The 18,420-nt window shown below is 70.8% G+C and carries 16 protein-coding genes; 11 read left to right on the plus strand and 5 right to left on the minus strand.

Going from position 1 to position 18,420, the window contains the following annotated elements; genetic code table 11:
• Nucleotides 1-154 precede the first annotated feature (154 nt).
• From OG223_RS09825 to OG223_RS09845, 5 genes are all read left to right on the plus strand, one after another.
• Nucleotides 155-1,150: a LacI family DNA-binding transcriptional regulator gene (locus OG223_RS09825; protein WP_329245312.1), complete on the plus strand. Its 996-nt coding sequence runs from the start codon at nucleotides 155-157 to the stop codon at nucleotides 1,148-1,150.
• Between the two features lie 198 nt (nucleotides 1,151-1,348).
• Nucleotides 1,349-3,187 (plus strand): right-handed parallel beta-helix repeat-containing protein, encoded by a 1,839-nt coding sequence (locus OG223_RS09830; protein WP_329245314.1) that lies wholly within the window; start codon nucleotides 1,349-1,351, stop codon nucleotides 3,185-3,187.
• A 69-nt stretch (nucleotides 3,188-3,256) separates the two neighbouring features.
• Nucleotides 3,257-3,676: a CoA-binding protein gene (locus OG223_RS09835; protein WP_329245317.1), complete on the plus strand. Its 420-nt coding sequence runs from the start codon at nucleotides 3,257-3,259 to the stop codon at nucleotides 3,674-3,676.
• A gap of 160 nt (nucleotides 3,677-3,836) precedes the next feature.
• On the plus strand, nucleotides 3,837-5,474 hold the full coding sequence (locus tag OG223_RS09840; RefSeq protein WP_329245320.1) for an APC family permease: 1,638 nt from the start codon (nucleotides 3,837-3,839) through the stop codon (nucleotides 5,472-5,474).
• 84 nt (nucleotides 5,475-5,558) lie between these two features.
• A complete protein-coding gene (locus tag OG223_RS09845; RefSeq protein ID WP_329245323.1) occupies nucleotides 5,559-6,782 on the plus strand; it encodes a 4-hydroxybenzoate 3-monooxygenase in 1,224 nt (407 codons plus the stop codon).
• 7 nt (nucleotides 6,783-6,789) lie between these two features.
• Here the strand turns inward: OG223_RS09845 and OG223_RS09850 are convergent, their stop codons facing one another.
• Entirely contained in the window at nucleotides 6,790-7,137 is a 348-nt protein-coding gene (locus tag OG223_RS09850; RefSeq protein WP_443073703.1) for an ArsR/SmtB family transcription factor, read from the minus strand.
• A gap of 71 nt (nucleotides 7,138-7,208) precedes the next feature.
• Here OG223_RS09850 and OG223_RS09855 point away from each other — a divergent pair, with 71 nt between their 5' ends.
• Nucleotides 7,209-8,231, plus strand: coding sequence for a cation diffusion facilitator family transporter (locus tag OG223_RS09855; RefSeq protein ID WP_329245329.1), 1,023 nt, complete (start codon nucleotides 7,209-7,211; stop codon nucleotides 8,229-8,231).
• An 8-nt stretch (nucleotides 8,232-8,239) separates the two neighbouring features.
• Here the strand turns inward: OG223_RS09855 and OG223_RS09860 are convergent, their stop codons facing one another.
• Both OG223_RS09860 and OG223_RS09865 read right to left on the minus strand, forming a co-directional pair.
• The gene (locus tag OG223_RS09860; protein WP_329245331.1) at nucleotides 8,240-8,797 is read right to left on the minus strand and encodes a YbaK/EbsC family protein; all 558 of its coding nucleotides are present in this window, start codon (nucleotides 8,795-8,797) and stop codon (nucleotides 8,240-8,242) included.
• A gap of 31 nt (nucleotides 8,798-8,828) precedes the next feature.
• Nucleotides 8,829-9,413, minus strand: coding sequence for a helix-turn-helix domain-containing protein (locus OG223_RS09865; RefSeq protein ID WP_329245333.1), 585 nt, complete (start codon nucleotides 9,411-9,413; stop codon nucleotides 8,829-8,831).
• Between the two features lie 106 nt (nucleotides 9,414-9,519).
• Between OG223_RS09865 and OG223_RS09870 the strand changes: the two genes are divergently transcribed.
• The gene (locus tag OG223_RS09870; protein WP_329245336.1) at nucleotides 9,520-10,377 is read left to right on the plus strand and encodes a DMT family transporter; all 858 of its coding nucleotides are present in this window, start codon (nucleotides 9,520-9,522) and stop codon (nucleotides 10,375-10,377) included.
• Nucleotides 10,378-11,298: 921 nt separating this feature from the next.
• Here the strand turns inward: OG223_RS09870 and OG223_RS09875 are convergent.
• The gene (locus tag OG223_RS09875) at nucleotides 11,299-12,096 is read right to left on the minus strand and encodes an acyltransferase (RefSeq protein ID WP_329245339.1); all 798 of its coding nucleotides are present in this window, start codon (nucleotides 12,094-12,096) and stop codon (nucleotides 11,299-11,301) included.
• Nucleotides 12,097-12,203: 107 nt separating this feature from the next.
• Between OG223_RS09875 and OG223_RS09880 the strand changes: the two genes are divergently transcribed.
• A complete protein-coding gene (locus OG223_RS09880) occupies nucleotides 12,204-12,731 on the plus strand; it encodes a gamma carbonic anhydrase family protein (protein WP_329245340.1) in 528 nt (175 codons plus the stop codon).
• A 58-nt stretch (nucleotides 12,732-12,789) separates the two neighbouring features.
• On the opposite strand, the gene OG223_RS09885 is transcribed toward OG223_RS09880, so the two are convergent.
• Nucleotides 12,790-13,434, minus strand: coding sequence for a DedA family protein (locus OG223_RS09885; protein WP_329245343.1), 645 nt, complete (start codon nucleotides 13,432-13,434; stop codon nucleotides 12,790-12,792).
• A 222-nt stretch (nucleotides 13,435-13,656) separates the two neighbouring features.
• Between OG223_RS09885 and OG223_RS09890 the strand changes: the two genes are divergently transcribed.
• The 3 genes from OG223_RS09890 to OG223_RS09900 all read left to right on the plus strand — a co-directional run bounded on the left by OG223_RS09890 (nucleotide 13,657) and on the right by OG223_RS09900 (nucleotide 18,362).
• Nucleotides 13,657-15,426 carry an ABC transporter ATP-binding protein gene (locus OG223_RS09890; RefSeq protein ID WP_329245345.1) on the plus strand — a complete coding sequence of 590 codons (1,770 nt, stop codon included), beginning with the start codon at nucleotides 13,657-13,659 and terminating at the stop codon, nucleotides 15,424-15,426.
• Nucleotides 15,423-17,222, plus strand: a complete 1,800-nt coding sequence (locus OG223_RS09895; protein WP_329245347.1) for an ABC transporter ATP-binding protein — start codon at nucleotides 15,423-15,425, stop codon at nucleotides 17,220-17,222. Before OG223_RS09890 ends, OG223_RS09895 begins: the two co-directional genes overlap by 4 nt.
• A gap of 63 nt (nucleotides 17,223-17,285) precedes the next feature.
• The gene (locus OG223_RS09900) at nucleotides 17,286-18,362 is read left to right on the plus strand and encodes an iron-siderophore ABC transporter substrate-binding protein (RefSeq protein ID WP_329245350.1); all 1,077 of its coding nucleotides are present in this window, start codon (nucleotides 17,286-17,288) and stop codon (nucleotides 18,360-18,362) included.
• Nucleotides 18,363-18,420: the final 58 nt, after the last annotated feature.

Raw genomic sequence — 18,420 nt, forward strand, 5'->3', positions numbered from 1 at the left:
TAGCAGGGGCCCGAGTGGCGATTCAATGGTCATGCGCAAGAAACATGGAAGACACGCAGTTTCGCTGCTATGTTTCGCGGGAGGTGAGACTGAAAGCTTTCATCCATCCGTTGCAAGTTGGGGTGGAGGGGAGCATCGGGGCGGAGGGAAGCGGATGAAGGTCGGTATCACCGAGGTCGCGGACCGGGCGCAGGTGAGCGAGGCCACGGTCAGCCGGGTCATCAACCGGCGCCAGGGCGTGTCCCGCAAGACCCGCGAGGCCGTCGAGCAGGCAATGGCCGAGCTGGGGTACGAGCGGCAGACGCGGGGTCAACTCGTCGCCGTGGTCACCGAGTTGGTCTCCAACCCGTTCTTCGCCGATGTCGCCGAACGCATCGAGTCCGTCCTCGCCCCGCACGGCCTGAAGACGGTCCTGTGCCCGTGTTTCCCGGGCGGAGTACAGGAGTTGGACTTCGTGACCTCGCTCGCCGACCGGGGTGTCGCGGCCGTCGTGTTCCTCTCGGCCAGCAACACGATCGAGGGCGCGGACCCGGCGGCGTACGAACTCCTGCGGTCGCGCAGGATCCCGTTCGTGGGGATCAACGGCCGGTTCGAGGGTGTGAGCGAGGCGCCGGTCTTCTCCACCGACGATCTGCTCGCCGCCGAGCTCGCCGTCGACCATCTGTACCGGCTCGGTCACCGCCGTATCGGCATGGCGTCGGGCCCGGTCGGCAACCGTCCGGCCGACCGCCGGGTCAGCGGCTTCGTCGCCTCGCTGGCCAGGCGTGGTGTGGAGGACCCGGACCAGTGGGTGGTCCGGCAGTCCTACACCGTCGAGGGCGGCCAGTCCGCCGCGATCTCACTCCTCGGCCGGGGTGCCACGGCGGTCGTCGCCGCCAGCGACTACATGGCGCTGGGCGCGATCCGGGGCGCGCGCCGGCAGGGGTACGACGTCCCGGGCGATGTGTCGGTGGTCGGCTACGACGGCTCGATGATCATGGACTTCGTGGACCCGCCGCTCACCACGGTCCGGCAGCCCGCCGACCGGCTGGCCTCGGAGGCGGGCCGCGGCGTCCTCGCCCTGGTCGGCAACCGTGACGTGCCCGTCGGCGAGCTCCTCTTCGACCCCGAGCTGGTGATCCGCGCGAGCACGGCGGCGCCGAAGGCGTGAACTCCCTTGCTCGTCCAGACCATTGACCCAGAGGTCGGATCTATAGACACTCCAGTCGGAGATCCGACCGGCGCGAACCGGCCGTAACTCCGTTTATTCATCGGGTGTTTGGTGACTCATGAATGCTCCGGAGGGGCTATGTCTCGATCTCCGTCTCCGTCTCGACCTCGGTCTCGGTCTCGGTTCGTTTTTCTAGGGGTGGCGCTCGCGCTGCTGGTGGGCGGCGGAGGTCCCGTCGCCGCGGCGTCGAGAGCGACGCCCTCGGCGGCGGTGGTGAGCGTGAACGCGTTCGGCGCCGACCCGACCGGTCGGACGGACTCGACGCCCGCCGTGGTCGCGGCGCTGCGGCACGCGAAGAAGGTCGATCACGGCCGGCCGGTCCGGATCGTCTTCTCGAAGGGCACCTATCAGCTCTACCCCGAGCGGGCCGAGACGCGCGAACTGTATGTCTCCAACACCGTTGGCGCCGACCAGCGTTACCGGGACAAGAAGATCGGGCTGCTGATCGAGGACATGCACGACGTCACGGTCGACGGCGGCGGGGCGAAGCTCGTCTACCACGGTCTGCAGACGGCGTTCGCGTCCATCCGCTCGACGAATGTGACGTTCCAGAACTTCTCGTTCGACTACGCGGCCCCCGAGGTCATCGACGCGACCGTCGCCACCGCCGGTGTCACCGACGGGCACGCCTACCGCGTCCTGAGGATCCCGGCCGGCAGCCCGTACGAGGTGAACGGCACGCACATCACCTGGCTCGGCGAGAAGAGCCCGGCCACCGGACAGCCGTACTGGTCGGGCCAGGACGGGCTCCAGTACACGCAGATCCACGACCCGAAGGCGCAGAAGACCTGGCGCGGGGACAACCCGTTGTTCAACGACGTCTCCTCGGTCACCGACCTCGGCGACCGCCGGATCCGGATCGACTACTCCACCGCCTCGCAGCCGACGGACGCCGGGCTCGTCTACCAGATGCGCCTGATCGAGCGGACCGAACCGGGCGCCTTCATCTGGCAGTCCAAGAACGTCACCATGCGCTCGATGAACGCCTACTACCTCCAATCCTTCGGCGTGGTGGGCCAGTTCAGCGAGAACATCTCCATCGACAAGGTGAACTTCGCGCCCGACCCGACGTCCGGCCGCTCGACGGCCTCCTTCGCCGACTTCGTGCAGATGTCCGGCGTCAAGGGCAAGGTCTCCATCACCCGGAGCCTCTTCGACGGCCCGCACGACGACCCGATCAACATCCACGGCACGTACCTGGAGGTCGTGGGACAGCCCGGCCCGTCGACCCTCACGCTCTCCTACGAGCACCCGCAGACCGCCGGGTTCCCGCAGTTCGCCCCGGGTGACGAGGTCGAGTTCACGGCCAAGCGGACGATGACCCCGCTGACACCGGCGCACGCGAAGGTGACGGCGGTCGACGGTCCCAGCGGCATGGACCACTCCAAGTCCCTGACCACGATGACCGTTTCCTTCGACCGGCCGGTCCCCGCCGGGGTCGAGATCGGCGGCACGGTCGTCGAGAACATCACGGCAACCCCGTCGGTCGTGATCTCCGGCAACACGTTCCGCAATGTGCCCACGCGCGGAATCCTGGTCACCACCCGCAAGCCCGTCCTGATCGCCGGCAACCGCTTCGACGCGATGTCGATGGCCGGCATCTACGTCTCGGCCGACGCCTACCAGTGGTACGAGTCGGGCCCGGTCGCCGACCTGACGATCCGCGACAACTCCTTCACCCGGCCCAGCGGCCCGGTCATCTTCGTGGAACCGACCAACCAGGTCGTCGACCCGGCGAACCCCGTGCACCACAACATCAAGGTCGAGCACAACTCCTTCGACATCAGCGATGTGACGGTGGTCAACGCCAAGAGCGTCGGCGGCTTCACGTTCACCGGCAACACGGTCCGCCGCCTGTCCGCGGCGGACCAACCGCCGTACACCTCCCCGCTGTTCGTCTTCCACGGCAGCTCGGACATCGAGATCGCCCGCAACCACTACGACAAGGGCCTCAACACCTCCGTGGTCTCGGACTGAGGAATCACGGCACGCCGCCCGCTGTTGTCGCAGGCAGCAGCGGGCGCGTGATTCCCAAGGAGGCCGAGCATGTACGGCGACTCAGCAACGACCCGCAAGATCCTCACCGAGTCGGGTGACACCTGGGCGGTCGTGGGCCTGTCCTCGAACCGCTCCCGTGCCGCGTACGGCGTCGCGGAGGTGCTGCAGCGCTTCGGCAAGCGGGTCGTCCCCGTCCACCCGAAGGCGGAGACGGTGCACGGCGAGCAGGGGTACGCCTCGCTCGCGGACATCCCCTTCGAGGTGGACGTCGTCGACGTGTTCGTGAACAGCGACCTCGCCGGCCAGGTCGCCGACGAGGCGGCCGCCAAGGGCGCGAAGGCGGTCTGGTTCCAGCTCGGCGTGATCGACGAGTCCGCGTACGAGCGGACCCGGGCGGCGGGTCTGGACATGGTGATGGACCGCTGCCCGGCGATCGAGATCCCGGCCCTCGGCCGCACCTCCGGCTGACATTCCATGAAGACACCGTAAGAAGCCTGTGGGCATGTCAAAGAACACCTCGAAGGCGAGTCAAATTTCAGGCAACGGACTTCTGTAAATATTCATTCATTCCTAGCCTGAGGCCTCTTGCCCGTTAAGCATGCGTGCTGACTTCGAGAGGCCCCTTGACATGGTGAGTGTTGACCAGTCCATCCCAGAGGCCACCAGAGATCCGAGCGGCTTGCGGCGGGACGTCGGCCTGATCGGACTGATGTGGGCCTCGGTCGGCTCGATCATCGGGTCCGGGTGGCTGTACGGCGCCGAGAAGGCCGTGGTGGTGGCCGGTCCGGCGGCGATCATCTCCTGGCTGATCGGCACGGTGGCGATCGTGCTGCTGGCCCTGGTGCACGCGGAACTCGGCGGCATGTTCCCGGTCGCGGGCGGCACGGCACGCTATCCGCACTACGCCTTCGGCGGGCTGGCCGGTATGTCCTTCGGCTGGTTCTCCTGGCTGCAGGCCGCGACCGTGGCGCCGGTCGAGGTCGAGGCGATGATCGGCTACGCCGGTCACTGGTCCTGGGCGACCGGCTTCCAGCACACCGACGGGACACTGACGGGCAGCGGCATCCTCGTCGCCGTCCTCCTCATGGCCGTCTTCGTCGTCGTCAACTTCCTGGGCGTCCGGGTCCTGGCGCACACCAACAGCGCCGCGACCTGGTGGAAGATCGCCGTGCCGCTCGCCGCGATATTCATCATCGCGGTCGGCAACTTCCACCCGGGCAACTTCACCTCGCACGGCTTCGCGCCGTTCGGCGCCAAGGGCGTGCTGAGCGCGATCAGTTCCAGCGGCATCATCTTCGCCCTGCTGGGCTTCGAGCAGGCCATCCAGCTCGCCGGCGAGAGCCGCGACCCCAAGCGGGACCTGCCGCGCGCGACGCTCGGCTCCGTGGCCATCGGCGCGACCATCTACGTCCTGCTCCAGGTCGTGTTCATCGGCGCGCTCCCGGGCAGTTCCTTCGCGCACGGCTGGGCCAAGCTGGCGTACGCCGGCATCAGCGGCCCCTGGGCGGGCCTCGCGACCTTGGTGGGCCTCGGCTGGCTGAGCGTCGTGCTGTACATCGACGCCATCATCTCCCCCGGTGGCACCGGCCTGATCTACACCACCGCCACCTCGCGCGTCTCCTACGGCCTGGCCAAGAACGGCTACGCGCCCAAGGTCTTCGCCGACACCGACAAGCGGGGCGTGCCGTGGTTCGGCCTGATCATCTCCTTCGTGACCGGCGTGGTCTGCTTCCTGCCGTTCCCGAGCTGGCAGGAGCTGGTCGGGTTCATCACCTCGGCGAGCGTCCTGATGTACGCCGGTGCCCCGCTGGCGTACGGCGTGTTCGCCGACCGGCTGCCCCAACTGGAGCGCCCCTACCGGCTCCCCTTCGGCAAGGTACTCTCGCCGCTGTCGTTCGTGGTGGCCAACCTCATCATCTACTGGGCCGGCTGGGACACGCTGTGGCGGCTCGGCGTCGCCATCGTCCTCGGCTACCTGCTGCTCGGCACCTACGCCTGGTACGCCACAGCCAGCGAGCGGCCCGACGCGCCCCGGCTGGACTGGAAGGCCGCGCAGTGGCTGCCGGTCTACCTGCTGGGCCTGGGAGTCATCTCGTGGCAGGGCACCTTCGGCGGTCAGGGCCACATCGCGCTGTGGTGGGACATCGCGGTCGTCACAGTCTTCTCCCTCGGCATCTACTACTGGGCCAAGGCGACTTCGTCCACGGCCGAGGACATCGAGCGCAGCATTGACGAGGTCGTGATCACGGACGCGCCCGCGCACTGATCCGTGTCCTCCCCCGCCGCACCCGAACCGGCCGCCCTCCAGGCGGCCGGTTCTCGATTGTCCGGACACCGTCATAATGGTGCGGTGACTTCCCCCACCCCCCACCTCAACTCCCCTTCCCCGGAACACCGTTCGGTGGTCGTCGTGGGCGCCGGTCCCGCCGGACTCACCATCGGCACCATCCTGCGCGCGGCCGGGCTCGACTGTCTGGTGCTGGAGACGGAGACCCGCGAGTTCATCGAGCAGCGTCCCCGGGCCGGGGTCATCGAGGAGTGGGCCGTCCGCGGGCTGGAGCAACGGGGCCTCGCCGTCAGCCTGTTGGAGCGGGCGCAGCGGCACACCCAGTGCGAGTTCCGCTTCGGGGGCCGGCAACATCGGCTGTCGTACACGGAGCTGACTGGTCATCACCACTACGTCTATCCGCAGCCGTTGCTCGTGACGGACCTGGTGCGGGAGTACGCGGACGTGCGGGGCGGCGCGATCCGCTTCGGTGTGCAGGACGTCGAGTTGCACGACCTGGACACCGAGCGCCCGGCGGTCACGTACACCGACCCGGAGACCGGTCAACGGCGGCTCGTGCACTGCGACTTCGTGGCGGGCTGCGACGGTGCGCGCGGGGTGACCCGGGCCGCGCTGCCGCCGGAGCGGGTCCGAACAGCGCGGCACGACTACGGCATCGGGTGGCTCGCGCTGCTCGCACAGGCGCCGCCGTCCTCGGACTGCGTGGTGTTCGGTGTCCATCCGCGCGGCTTCGCCGGGCACATGGCGCGCAGCCCCGAGGTCACCCGCTACTACCTGGAGTGCCCGCCCGGCGACGACCCCGACAACTGGCCGCACGAACGGGTCTGGGCCGAGCTCCAGCACCGGCTCGCCGCGACCGGCGCCCCACCGCTGACCGAGGGCCCGCTGATCGAGAAGCGCGTGCTCGACATGCACAACTACGTTGTCGAACCCATGGTGTTCGGCCGCCTCTACCTCGCCGGCGACGCGGCCCACCTCACCGCGCCGATCGCCGCGAAGGGCATGAACCTCGCCCTGCACGACGCCTTCCTGCTCGGTGACGCGCTCGTCGCGTACGCCACGAAGGGCGACTCGACGGGCCTGGGCGGCTATTCGAAGGCCTGCCTGGGCCGCGTGTGGGAGTACCAGGAGTTCTCCCAGTGGCTCTCCGAGGTGTACCACGGCGCCTCGTCCGGCGACCCGTACCGCGCGGGCACCACCCTCGCCCGACTGCGCCGCGTCTTCGCATCCCCGTCCGCGGGGCTCGCGTTCGCGGAGTCGTACCTGGGCAAGGACCCGGTGGGCTGACGATCCGTCAGTCGTGCGGCGGGCGGTCGGTGAGCCGGTGGTCCGCCACGTTCAACGCCTCGTCGACGAGCCGTCGTAGATGACCGTCGCTCAACGAGTAGATCACCCGGCGGCCCTCCTTGCGCGTGGTCACCAGACCGGCGAGACGCAGCCGCGCGAGGTGCTGGCTGACGGCGGGGCGGGCCGCGTCGCACGCCTCCGTGAGGGTGCTGACGTCCGACTCTCCCGATGTCAGCGCGTGCAAGAGGGTCAGGCGGGTGCGGTCGCCGAGGAGGGCCAGGAGTTCGGCGGCCAGCGCGAACTGTTCCTCGCCCGGGGTGCGCGGATGCGCACCGTGCGCAGGTGATAGGTGCATGCGTGCGCTCATACGCACATAATGGCTCCGTGGGCGCCCTACGTCCACCCGCGCGCCGGAAGGGGACGCACATGAGCGACGACCACCACCATCACCACCACACCCCCAAGGGTGTCCGCCACCGGCTCACCCACCTCCTCACCCCCCACTCCCACGAGACCGCCGACAAACTCGACTCCGCACTGGAGTCCTCGGCCCGCGGTATGCGCGCGCTCTGGGTCTCGCTCGCGGTGCTCGGGGTGACCGCGCTGGTGCAGGCGGTCGTGGTGGTGGCGTCCGGGTCGGTCGCGCTGCTCGGGGACACGGTGCACAACGCGGCGGACGCGCTGACCGCGGTACCGCTCGGCATCGCGTTCGTACTCGGCCGCCGGGCCGCCACCCGGCGCTTCACGTACGGCTACGGGCGCGCCGAGGACCTGGCCGGTATCGCGATCGTGCTGACGATCGCCGCGTCCGCCGCGTTCGCGGCCTGGGCGGCGGTGGACCGGCTGCTCGATCCGCGTCCCGTGACCCACGTCCCGGTGGTCGCCGTCGCGGCGCTCGCCGGGTTCGTGGGCAACGAGTGGGTGGCCCGGTACCGGATGCGGGTCGGCCGGGAGATCGGATCGGCCGCGCTGGTCGCCGACGGACTGCACGCCCGTACGGACGGGTTCACGTCGTTGGCCGTGCTCGTCGGGGCCGGCGGTTCGGCGCTGGGGTGGCAACTCGCCGACCCGATCGTGGGGTTGGCGATCACGGCCGCGATCGCGCTGGTACTGCGGGACGCGGCGCGCGAGGTGTTCCGGCGGGTGATGGACGCCGTCGATCCCGCACTCGTGGACCGCGCCGAGCATGCCGTGCGGGAGGTCGAAGGGGTGCGCGGGGTGGGCGAGTTGAGGCTGCGCTGGATCGGGCACCGGCTGCGCGCCGAGGTGGCGGTGGTCGTGGACGGGGAGGCGACGGTACGGCAGGCCCACGCCGTCGCCGTGGCGGCGGAACACGCGTTGCTGCACGCGGTGCCGCGGCTCACGGCGGCCCTGGTGCACGCGGATCCGGCGCCGGTGCCGGGCGAGGCGGATCCGCACGGGGAGTTGGCCCATCACAGCATGGCCTGAGTTCAGGCTCAGGCGACCCCGAGACCTTCGAGCACGACCGCGCCCGGCAGTTCCGCGAACGCCTTGCCCGGGACGAGGAGTTTGCCGCGCCGGCGTCCGCTGCCGACCAGGACGTACGGCAGGTCGACGACGGCCGAGTCCACCAACACCGGCCAGTCGGCGGGGAGTCCGACGGGGGTGATGCCGCCGTACTCCATGCCGCTCTCCCCCGTGGCCGTGTCCATCGACGCGAACGAGGCCTTGCGGGCGCCGAGTTGGCGGCGGACCACGCCGTTGACGTCGGCACGGGTGGTGGACAGGACCACGCAGGCGGCCAGCGTGGTCTCGCCGCCGCGCTTCCCCGCCACGACCACGCAGTTCGCGGACTGCTCCAGCAGTTCACGGCCGTAGTGCTCGACGAAGGTGGCGGTGTCGGCCCATTCGGGGTCGGTGTCGACGTAGAGGAACTGCTCGGCGGGGACGCTGCCGCGCCAGGCGCGCACGGCGTCGGCGACCGGGCGGGTCAGTTCGTCGAGGCGGTCGGGGGCGGGGGTGGCGTGGTCGAAGTGTCCGATGGGTGCGCGCATGACGGCACGCTAACAGTCGTACGGAGGCTGCTCACGGGGTGTCTCGGTGCACCGGCGGGACCGACACCGCCATCACCATCTCCATCGGTACCTCGCCCCGATTCCCGTATGTGTGCGGGGTGTTGGCCTCGAAGGTGGCGCTCGCGCCGGCCGGGACGAGGTGGTCCTCTCCGTCCACGGTGAGGGTCAGCTCGCCGGTGGTGACATGGACGAGTTCGACGGTGCCGGTGGGGTGGGGCTCGGAGGGGCTGCTCTCCCCCGGCATCAGCCGCCAGTCCCACATCTCCAGCGGTCCGGGGGCCTCGGTGCCGGCGAGGAGGCGGTTGTAGCTGCCGGCCTCGGTGTGCCAGAGCCGTACGGCGCGCTCGGCGGGGACGATACGGACCTTCGGGCCCTGTTCGTAGTCGAGCAGGGTGGTGATGCTGACACCGAGGGCGTCGCCGATCTTGACGATCGTCCCGATGCTCGGATTGGTGCGGGCCTGCTCGATCTGGATGAGCATGCCCCGGCTGACGGCGGCCCGGGCGGCGAGCACATCCAGGGTGAAGCCGCGCACCGTGCGCCAGTGCTTGACGTTGCGAGCCAGGGACTGGGTCAGCAGGTCGAGGTCCGACACGTTCCGTCCATACCTTCAGTTCAATATTGTGAATGACAGGGTTCAGTACAGTGAACTACGGTGTGGTGCACCCGATTGTTCACCGAACTGTACTGCGAGGCACCCCGTGACAGCATTCTTCGCCCTGGCCACCAGCCTCCTGTGGGGGCTGGCCGACTTCGGCGGCGGCCTGCTGACCCGGCGGACCCCGGCGCTGACGGTGGTCGTGGTCTCGCAGGGGATCGCGGCGGCCGTGCTCGGCGCGGTCGTGGTGGCCACCGGGGGCTGGAGCGAGGCCGGACCCCGGCTGTGGTTCGCGTTCGCTGCGGGGCTGGTGGGGCCGGTCGCCCTCCTCTCCTTCTACAAGGCGCTCGCGCTCGGCCCGATGGGCGTCGTCTCGCCGCTCGCGACACTGAGCGTGGCCGTACCGGTCGGCGTGGGGCTCTTCCTCGGGGAGCGGCCCGGCCTGTTGCAGGTGGCGGGGATCGCGGTCGCCGTCACCGGGGTCGTCCTCGCGGGCGGTCCGCAGTTGCGGGGAGCGCCCGTGCAGCGTCAGGCCATCCTGCTGACGCTGATCGCCGCGCTCGGCTTCGGCACGGTGTTCGCGTTGATCGCGGAGGCGTCCAGCAGCGTGACCGGCCTCTTCCTCGCGCTGTTCGTCCAGCGCCTGACGAACGTGGCCACGGGGGGCGCCGCGCTCTACGTCTCCGTACGGCGGGGCGGGGCGGCGCTTCCGGAGGGCGGGTTCCCCTGGGGCTCGCTGCCGGCGCTGGCCTTTGTGGGACTGGCCGATGTGGCGGCCAACGGAACGTACTCGGTCGCCGCGCAGCACGGTCCGGTGACGGTGGCGGCGGTCCTCGCGTCCCTGTACCCGGTGGTGACCTCACTGGCCGCGCGCGGATTCCTGAGCGAGCGGCTACGGATGATCCAGGCGGCGGGGGCGGGGCTCGCACTGGTGGGGACGTTGTTGCTGGCGACGGGGTGAGGGTCGGGGTTGGGCGGGGGGGAGGGAGTCGGGGGCGGAGGCCGGGGCCGGAGGCCAGAGGCCCGAGACCGAGGGCCGGAGGCCAGAGGCCCGGGGCGGGCGGCCGAGGCCGGAGGCCCGAGACCAGGTCGGGGCCCGAGACCGAAGACCAGATCGGAGCTCGGGGCCGAAGGCCGGGGCGGGCGGCCGGGGGCGGAGGCCAGAGGCGGAGGCCAGAGACCGAGGGCCGGGTCGAGGCCCGAGACCGAAGGCCAGAGACCGAAGACCAGGTCGGGGCCCGGGGCCGAAGGCCGGCCCGGGGCCGAAGGCCGACCCGGGGCCGAAGGCCGACCCGGGGCCGAAGGCCGACCCGGGGCCGAAGGCCGACCCGGGGCCGAAGGCCGACCCGGGGCCGAAGGCCGACCCGGGGCCGAAGGCCGACCCGGGGCCGAAGGCCGACCCGGGGCCGAAGGCCGACCCGGGGCCGAAGGCCGACCCGGGGCCGAAGGCCGACCCGGGGCCGAAGGCCGACCCGGGGCCGAAGGCCGACCCGGGGCCGAAGGCCGACCCGGGGCCGAAGGCCGACCCGGGGCCGAAGGCCGACCCGGGGCCGAAGGCCGACCCGGGGCCGAAGGCCGACCCGGGGCCGAAGGCCGACCCGGGGCCGAAGGCCGACCCGGGGCCGAAGGCCGACCCGGGGCCGAAGGCCGACCCGGGGCCGAAGGCCGACCCGGGGCCGAAGGCCGACCCGGGGCCGAAGGCCGACCCGGGGCCGAAGGCCGACCCGGGGCCGAAGGCCGACCCGGGGCCGAAGGCCGACCCGGGGCCGAAGGCCGACCCGGGGCCGAAGGCCGACCCGGGGCCGAAGGCCGAAAGTCGGAGACCGTGGGTCATGGGCGGGGCCCGGAAGCCGGACGCCGGGGACAGGCATCAGAAGCCGGTTCAGGCTTCCGCGTCGAGTTCCGCGAGGTGCGCGATCGTGTTCTCGTCGAGTTCGGCGAGCCGTGCCGCGCCCGCCTCGTCGAGGTCAGCGAGTGCCCGTAGTTGATCCGGGGTCACATCCGCGGGGATCGGCACCGGTGCCGGCGTCCGGAGCGGCGGCTGCCAGCCCTCCTTCGGCGTCCAGCGGCGTACGACCCGAGCGGGCGCCCCCGCCACCACGGCGTGGTCGGGCACCGTGCCGCGCACCACCGCACCCGCCGCCACCACCACGTTCCGGCCGATCCGCGCGCCCGGCAGGATCACCGCGCCGGTGCCGATCCAGCAGCCGGGGCCGATCTCGACGGGTTCCATGCGGGGCCACTGCTTGCCGATGGGCTCGTGCGGGTCGTCGTAGGAATGGTTCGTGGACGTGACGTAGACGTACGGGCCGAAGTAGCAGTCGCTGCCGATGGTGACCGTCGTGTCGGCGATGACATGGCTGCCGCGACCGAGGACGACGCCGTCGCCCAGACGCAGGATGGGATCGGGACCGAGGTCGAGGTCCGGCATCAGGCCCGCGGTGAGAGTGACCTGTTCGCCGACGATGCAGTGGGCGCCGAGGTGGATCCACGGTTCGCCGAAGACGGTGCCCAGCGGGAAGGCGAGCCGGGTGGCTTCGCCGATCGAGCCGAAGTGGAAGCGGCCGGGGTTCTCGGCCGTCACCGAGCCCGTGCGCTGCACCCAGGCCCAGCCCGCGTGGACGGCGCGCTGCGCGAGGTGGCGCCGCCATTTTGAGAACGTGTTCTTGCGCTTGGGCACCCGGCCACGGTACTCAGCGGGAGCCTGGGCCATGAGGTCCGGCCGCTGTGATCTTCGCCCTACCCGTGTCGTACCGTGCGGGTGTCTTCGACGATCGGGAGGGTCTTATGACGCACAGGGCGTTGATCGTGGGTATTGGTGGCCGGGAGCCGAAGGTCGACGAGTCGGCGTTCGTGGCTCCTACGGCGTCCGTGATCGGGGATGTGACGCTGTCCGCCGGGGCGAGTGTCTGGTACGGCGCGGTGGTGCGGGGCGATGTCGAGCGGATCTCCGTCGGGGCGCACAGCAACATCCAGGACAACTGCACGCTGCATGCCGATCCGGGGTTTCCGGTGAGTGTGGGTGAGCGGGTTTCCGTCGGGCACAACGCGGTGGTGCATGGGGCGACCGTTGAGGACGACTGTCTGATCGGGATGGGGGCGACGGTGCTCAACGGGGCGGTGATCGGGGCGGGTTCGCTGGTTGCCGCGCAGGCGTTGGTGCCGCAGGGGATGGTTGTGCCGCCGGGGTCACTGGTCGCCGGGGTGCCTGCGAAGGTGCGGCGCGAGCTGAGCGGGGAGGAGCGGGAGGGGTTGACCCTCAACGGGACCATGTATGCGGAGTTGGCCAAGGCGCATCGCGAAGTGCATCCGTAGACCGGCCGGCGGGTGCGGGTTGTGTGTGGCTGGTCGCGCCGTTCCCCGCGCCCCTTCGTCAGTCGGCGGCGTTTGCCGGTTCGGGTTCCTTTTTCGCTGCTGTCATCTTCTGGGCCTTGCGGCGGACGATCAGCATGGAAGCCAGGCCCACCAGTACCGCCGCCGCCAGGCCGAAGTACGAGAAGCGCTTGAGCCAGTCCTCGGCGACGATTCCCACGTAGTAGACGACCGCCGTGGTGCCGCCGGCCCAGATGATGCCGCCGAGGACGTTGGCGATCAGGAACTTCCAGTAGGGCATGCGGAGTACGCCCGCGAGGGGGCCGGCGAAGATGCGGAGCAGGGCGATGAAGCGGCCGAAGAAGACGGCCCACATGCCCCACTTCTCGAAGGACCGTTCCGCGGTGGCGACATGGCCTTCGCTGAAGTGCTTGGGGAACTTGTTCGCCAGCCAGGCGAGGAGGGGGCGTCCGCCCTTGCGGCCGATCGCGTAGCCGATGGAGTCGCCGATCACGGCACCGAGGCTGGCGCAGGCGCCGAGGACGATCGGGTTGATGCCGGAGTGCTGGGAGGAGAGCAGGGCCGCCGAGACCAGGACGATCTCGCCCGGCAGCGGGATGCCCAGGCTCTCCACCCCGATGACGAGTGCCACCACGGCGTAGACGGCCACCGCCGGAACCGAGTCGAGCCATTCCTGGACGTGCAACGCCGGTCCTCCCGGATTCGCGGACTGCCTGTCGTGCCGGCATGCGCCGCACAACAGGCGCACTCCGGAAGCCTACCGCCCGGCTCAGGACGGCAGCGCCCCTCGGTCGGCCGCGCATCGGAACCGGTCCGTTACCTGCCAGGCGGACCGAAAAGGCATCGACTACCCGCGATTCACTTAGAGTAGCCTTGCCTAAGTTGGCCGGTTTCCGGAGGGTGGCTGGTGGGAGCAGGGGAACTGTCGGGGCGGGACGTCCTGACGCGCTCGGTCAAGGGACAGATACGGCGCGTCGCACTCGGCTCGGCGCTCGGAAGCGTGCACCAACTGGGGGAAGCCCTGGTGCCGGTGCTCATCGGTGTCGTCATCGACCAGGCCGTCGCCGGACAGAACGCGGGGCGTCTCGCGCTCTGGCTCGGCGTACTGGCCGTCATGTACGTGACGCTGTCGTGGAGTTTCCGGCTGGGCGCCAAGGCCGGTGAGCGAAGTGCCGAAGAGGCCGCGCACACACTGCGGTTGGCGATCGTGGGGCGGGTGCTGGACGCCCGCGGCGGTGCCGAGGAGGGACGGCTGCCCGGGGAGATGGCCAACGTCGCCACCGAGGACGCCAAGCGGGTCGGCGCGGTCAACATGGCGCTGATGGCCGGGATCTGGGCCGTCGCGGGTGTCGCCGTGAGCGCCGTGGCACTGCTGCTGACCTCCGTGACGCTCGGACTGATCGTGTTGCTGGGTACGCCCGTCCTGTTGTGGTTGGGACATCTGCTGAGCAAGCCGTTGGAGCGGCGCAGCGAGGCCGAGCAGGACCGGGCCGCCCATGCGTCGGGCGTGGCCGCCGACCTGGTGGCCGGGCTGCGGGTACTGAAGGGGCTCGGGGCGCAGCAGGCCGCGGTCGAGCGGTATCGGCGGACGAGTCGTAACTCCCTTGCCGCCACGCTGCGTTCGGCGCGTGCCCAGTCCTGGCAGACGGGCCTTGTGCTCGCGCTCACCGGTGGGTTCATCGCGCTGATCGCTCTCGTGGGTGGTCGGCTGGCCCTCGACGGGTCGCTGACTCTGGGCCAGTTGGTGTCCGCGGTCGGTCTCGCGCTGTTCCTGCTCGGGCCGTTGGAGACGTTCGCCTGGGTCAACGCCGAGCTGGCGCAGGGCCGTGCCTCGGCCGCCCGGGCCGCGGAGGTGCTCGCCACCGGACCCGCCGTCGTCGGCGGGGACGAGGCGGTCGCCGAGCCGGTGCGTGGGGAACTGCGGCTGCGTGGTGTACGTCTCGGTGGGCTCGACGGTGTCGATCTCGACCTGCCCGCCGGGCGGTTGACCGGCATCGCGGTGACGGACCCGGCCGGCGCCGAGGCACTGTTGCGCTGCCTCGGCAGGGAGGCGGACCCGGATTCGGGTTCGGTCGAGCTGGACGGCGTGGCGCTGACTCGGCTCGATCCGGCGGGACTTCGGGCGGCCGTGCTGGTCGCCGCCCATGACGCGGCGCTGTTCGAGGGCTCGTTGGCGGAGAACGTGACGCCGGAGAGCGACTCGGCGGACGGTTCGCGGGATGCCTCGCGGGGCGACTCGCAGGATGTCTCGGGGGGCATCTCGGAGGATGGAGCGGGCGAGCTCCTCACGGAGCGCGCCATGGCCGCCGCGCGTGCCGACGAAGTCGCCGACTCGTTGCCGCACGGGACCGCGACCGACGTCGGTGAGGGTGGCCGCTCCCTGTCCGGCGGGCAGCGCCAACGCGTGCTGCTGGCACGGGCGTTGCGTGCCGGGCCGCCCGTGCTGGTCGTGCACGATCCGACCACCGCCGTCGACACGGTGACCGAGGCCCGGATCGCGAACGGCCTGCGCGAGTTCCGGCAGGGCCGCACCACGATCGTGGTGACCAACAGCCCCGCCCTGCTCGCCGTCACCGACCACGTGATCCTCCTCGACGCGGGCCGCGTCGGCGCCGAGGGCACCCACGCGGACCTCGTACGAACCGACGCGACCTACCGGACGGCGGTGCTGGCATGACGACGGACGACATACGGACGGACTCCGACCGTGCTCTCCTCCCCACCGCCACCCCCGCCCGCACCCGCGCTGCGGTGCGTGAACTGCTGCGCCCGCAGCGGGGGTTGGCCGCCGCCGGGTTCGGGCTGATGGTGCTGGCCACGGCCGTCGGGCTGCTCACCCAGCCGCTGCTGGGCCACATCGTCGACGTCGTCACCGAGCACCGCTCCCCCGACGACCTCACCTTCCCCGTGCTCGCGCTGGCCGGAGTCGCCCTGGTCCAGGGCGTGACCACCGCACTCGGCATGTCCCTGGTGTCACGGCTCGGGGAGACCGCGCTCGCGCGACTGCGTGAACTGTTCGTCGAGCGGGCCCTGTCGCTCCCCCTGGACCGGGTGGAGAAGGCCGGGTCCGGTGACCTCAACTCCCGTGTCACGCGCGATGTTTCGCGGGTCGCCGACGCCGTGCGCGGGGCGTTGCCCGAGCTGGCGCGGTCCGCGCTGTCGATCGTGCTGACGCTGGGCGCGCTCGCGCTGCTGGACTGGCGGTTCCTGCTGGCGGCGCTGATCGCGGTGCCGGTGCAGGCGCACACCGCACGCTGGTATGTGCGCAACGCCGTTCCCCTGTACGCCAAGGAGCGCATCGCCACCGGGACCCAGCAGCAGCAGTTGCTGGACACCATCGGCGGGGCGCGGACCGTGCGGGCGTACCGCTTGCAGAAGGGCCACACGGAACGGGTCACCGCCCGTTCGCGCTCGGCGGTCGAACTGACCATGAGCGGTGTGCAGTTGATGCTCCGCTTCTACAGCCGGCTGCACATCGCCGAGTATCTGGGGCTGTCCGCCGTCCTGGCCACCGGGTTCCTCCTGGTGCGCAACGGCTCCGCCTCGGTCGGTACGGCCACCGCCGCCGCGCTGTACTTCCACACTCTCTTCGGCCCGGTCAACACCGCGCTGGTGCTGCTGGACGACGCCCAGTCGGCAACGGCCGGACTGGCACGGCTCGTTGGCGTGGTGGACGAGCCCGCGCCCGTGGTCGCCGACCGCGCGGACGACCGTACGACCGCCGGCGGGCCGCCCTCCGTGACGCTGGCCGGAGTCTCCCACGCGTATGTGCCGGGTCGCCCGGTACTGCACGACGTCGACCTGGAGATCCGGCCCAAAGAGCGGGTCGCGCTGGTCGGTACCACCGGTGCGGGCAAGACGACCCTGGCCAAGCTGGTCGCGGGGCTGCACCGCCCGCAGTCGGGCCGGATCGAGGTCGGCGGCGCCGAGCCGGACGAGGCCGGGCAGTTGGTCGGGCTCGTCACGCAGGAAGTGCATGTTTTTGCCGGGCCGCTCGCCGAGGATCTGCGGCTGGCCCGCCCGGACGCGCACACCGAGGAACTGCGCGAGGCGCTCGCCACGGTGGGTGCGCTCGGCTGGGTGGAGGCGTTGCCGGAGGGCCTGGACACGGTCGTCGGCGACGGCGGTCACCGGCTGACCGCCGACCGCGCGCAGCAACTCGCCCTCGCCCGGCTCCTGTTGGCGGACCCCCCGGTCGTCGTCCTCGACGAGGCCACGGCGGAGGCGGGCAGTTCGGGCGCCCGGCAGCTCGACGAGGCCGCCGAACAGGCCCTGCGCGGCCGGACCGCACTGGTCGTGGCGCACCGGCTCAGTCAGGCCGCGTCCGCGGACCGGGTGATCGTCCTGAGTGACGGCCGGGTCGTGGAGAGCGGCACGCACGACGAACTCCTCGGCGCCCAGGGCCAGTACGCGGCTCTGTGGCACGCCTGGTCCGGCAGCCGCTCCGCCGAGGCCGCCCCCGAAGCCCACTAACCCCCCTCGCTGAAGACCTGTCACCCCCCGCCGACCCATCGCGACGAACAGAAGGATCATCCGATGCCCCGCGCCACCAGAGCTGCCCGGCTGTCCGGCCTGCTCGCCTCCGTCCTCCTGCTGGCCGTCACGGCGGTCGGCTGCGGTTCCTCCAACTCCGACTCCACGTCGTCCAGTTCGAACACGTCGGGGTCCGACTCGAAGGCCTCCGCGGACGCTTTCCCCGTGACGATCGCCCACAAGTTCGGCAGTACGACGATCAAGTCCGAGCCCAAGCGGATCGTCACCGTCGGTCTCACCGACCAGGACGCCGTCCTCGCGCTGGGCAAGGTGCCGGTCGGTACGACCGAGTGGCTCGGCGGCTACAAGGGCGCGATCGGCCCCTGGGCCCAGGACAAGCTGGGCAGTTCGGCCGCGCCGACCGTCCTGAAGGACACCGGCACCGGTCCGCAGGTGGAGAAGATCGCCGCGCTGAAGCCCGATCTGATCCTCGCCGTGTACTCGGGCCTGACCAAGGCGCAGTACCAGAGCCTGTCGCAGTTCGCGCCGGTCGTCGCCCAGCCGAAGGCCTACAACGACTACGGCGTGCCGTGGCAGCAGCAGACCGAGGAGATCGGCCAGGCGCTCGGCAAGGCCGACGAGGCCAAGACCCTGGTGGCGGGCGTCGAGGCCAAGTTCGATGCGGCCAAGAAGGCCAACCCCGCCTTCGCCGACGCGACGGCCGTCATGGCCACCCCGTACGAGGGCGTGTTCGTCTACGGCAGCCAGGACCCTCGCTCCCGGCTCCTCTCCGACCTGGGCTTCTCGCTGCCGACGGGCCTCGACAAGGTCATTGGTGACACGTTCGGCGCCAACATCAGCAAGGAGCGCTACGACCTGCTCGACCAGAAGGTCGCCGTGTGGATCGTGCCGGACACCACCACGGCCGTCACCAAGCTCCATGACGACAAGATCTACGGCGACCTGAACGTGGTGAAGCAGGGCCGCGAGGTCTTCGTCAAGGAGACCAGCGACTACGGCAACGCGGTATCCCTTTCTACGGTGTTGAGCATTCCCTACGTCCTGGAGCGCCTGGTGCCGCAGCTCGCGGCCGCGGTGGACGGCAAGACGTCGACGAAGGTGGAGCAGCCCGCTTCCTGATCCACGGGTACGTGAAAGGGGGGCGGGTCCGAGAGAGTTCGGACCCGCCCCCCTTTCG

The organism is Streptomyces sp. NBC_01478 (assembly GCF_036227225.1).
GTDB lineage: Bacteria > Actinomycetota > Actinomycetes > Streptomycetales > Streptomycetaceae > Streptomyces.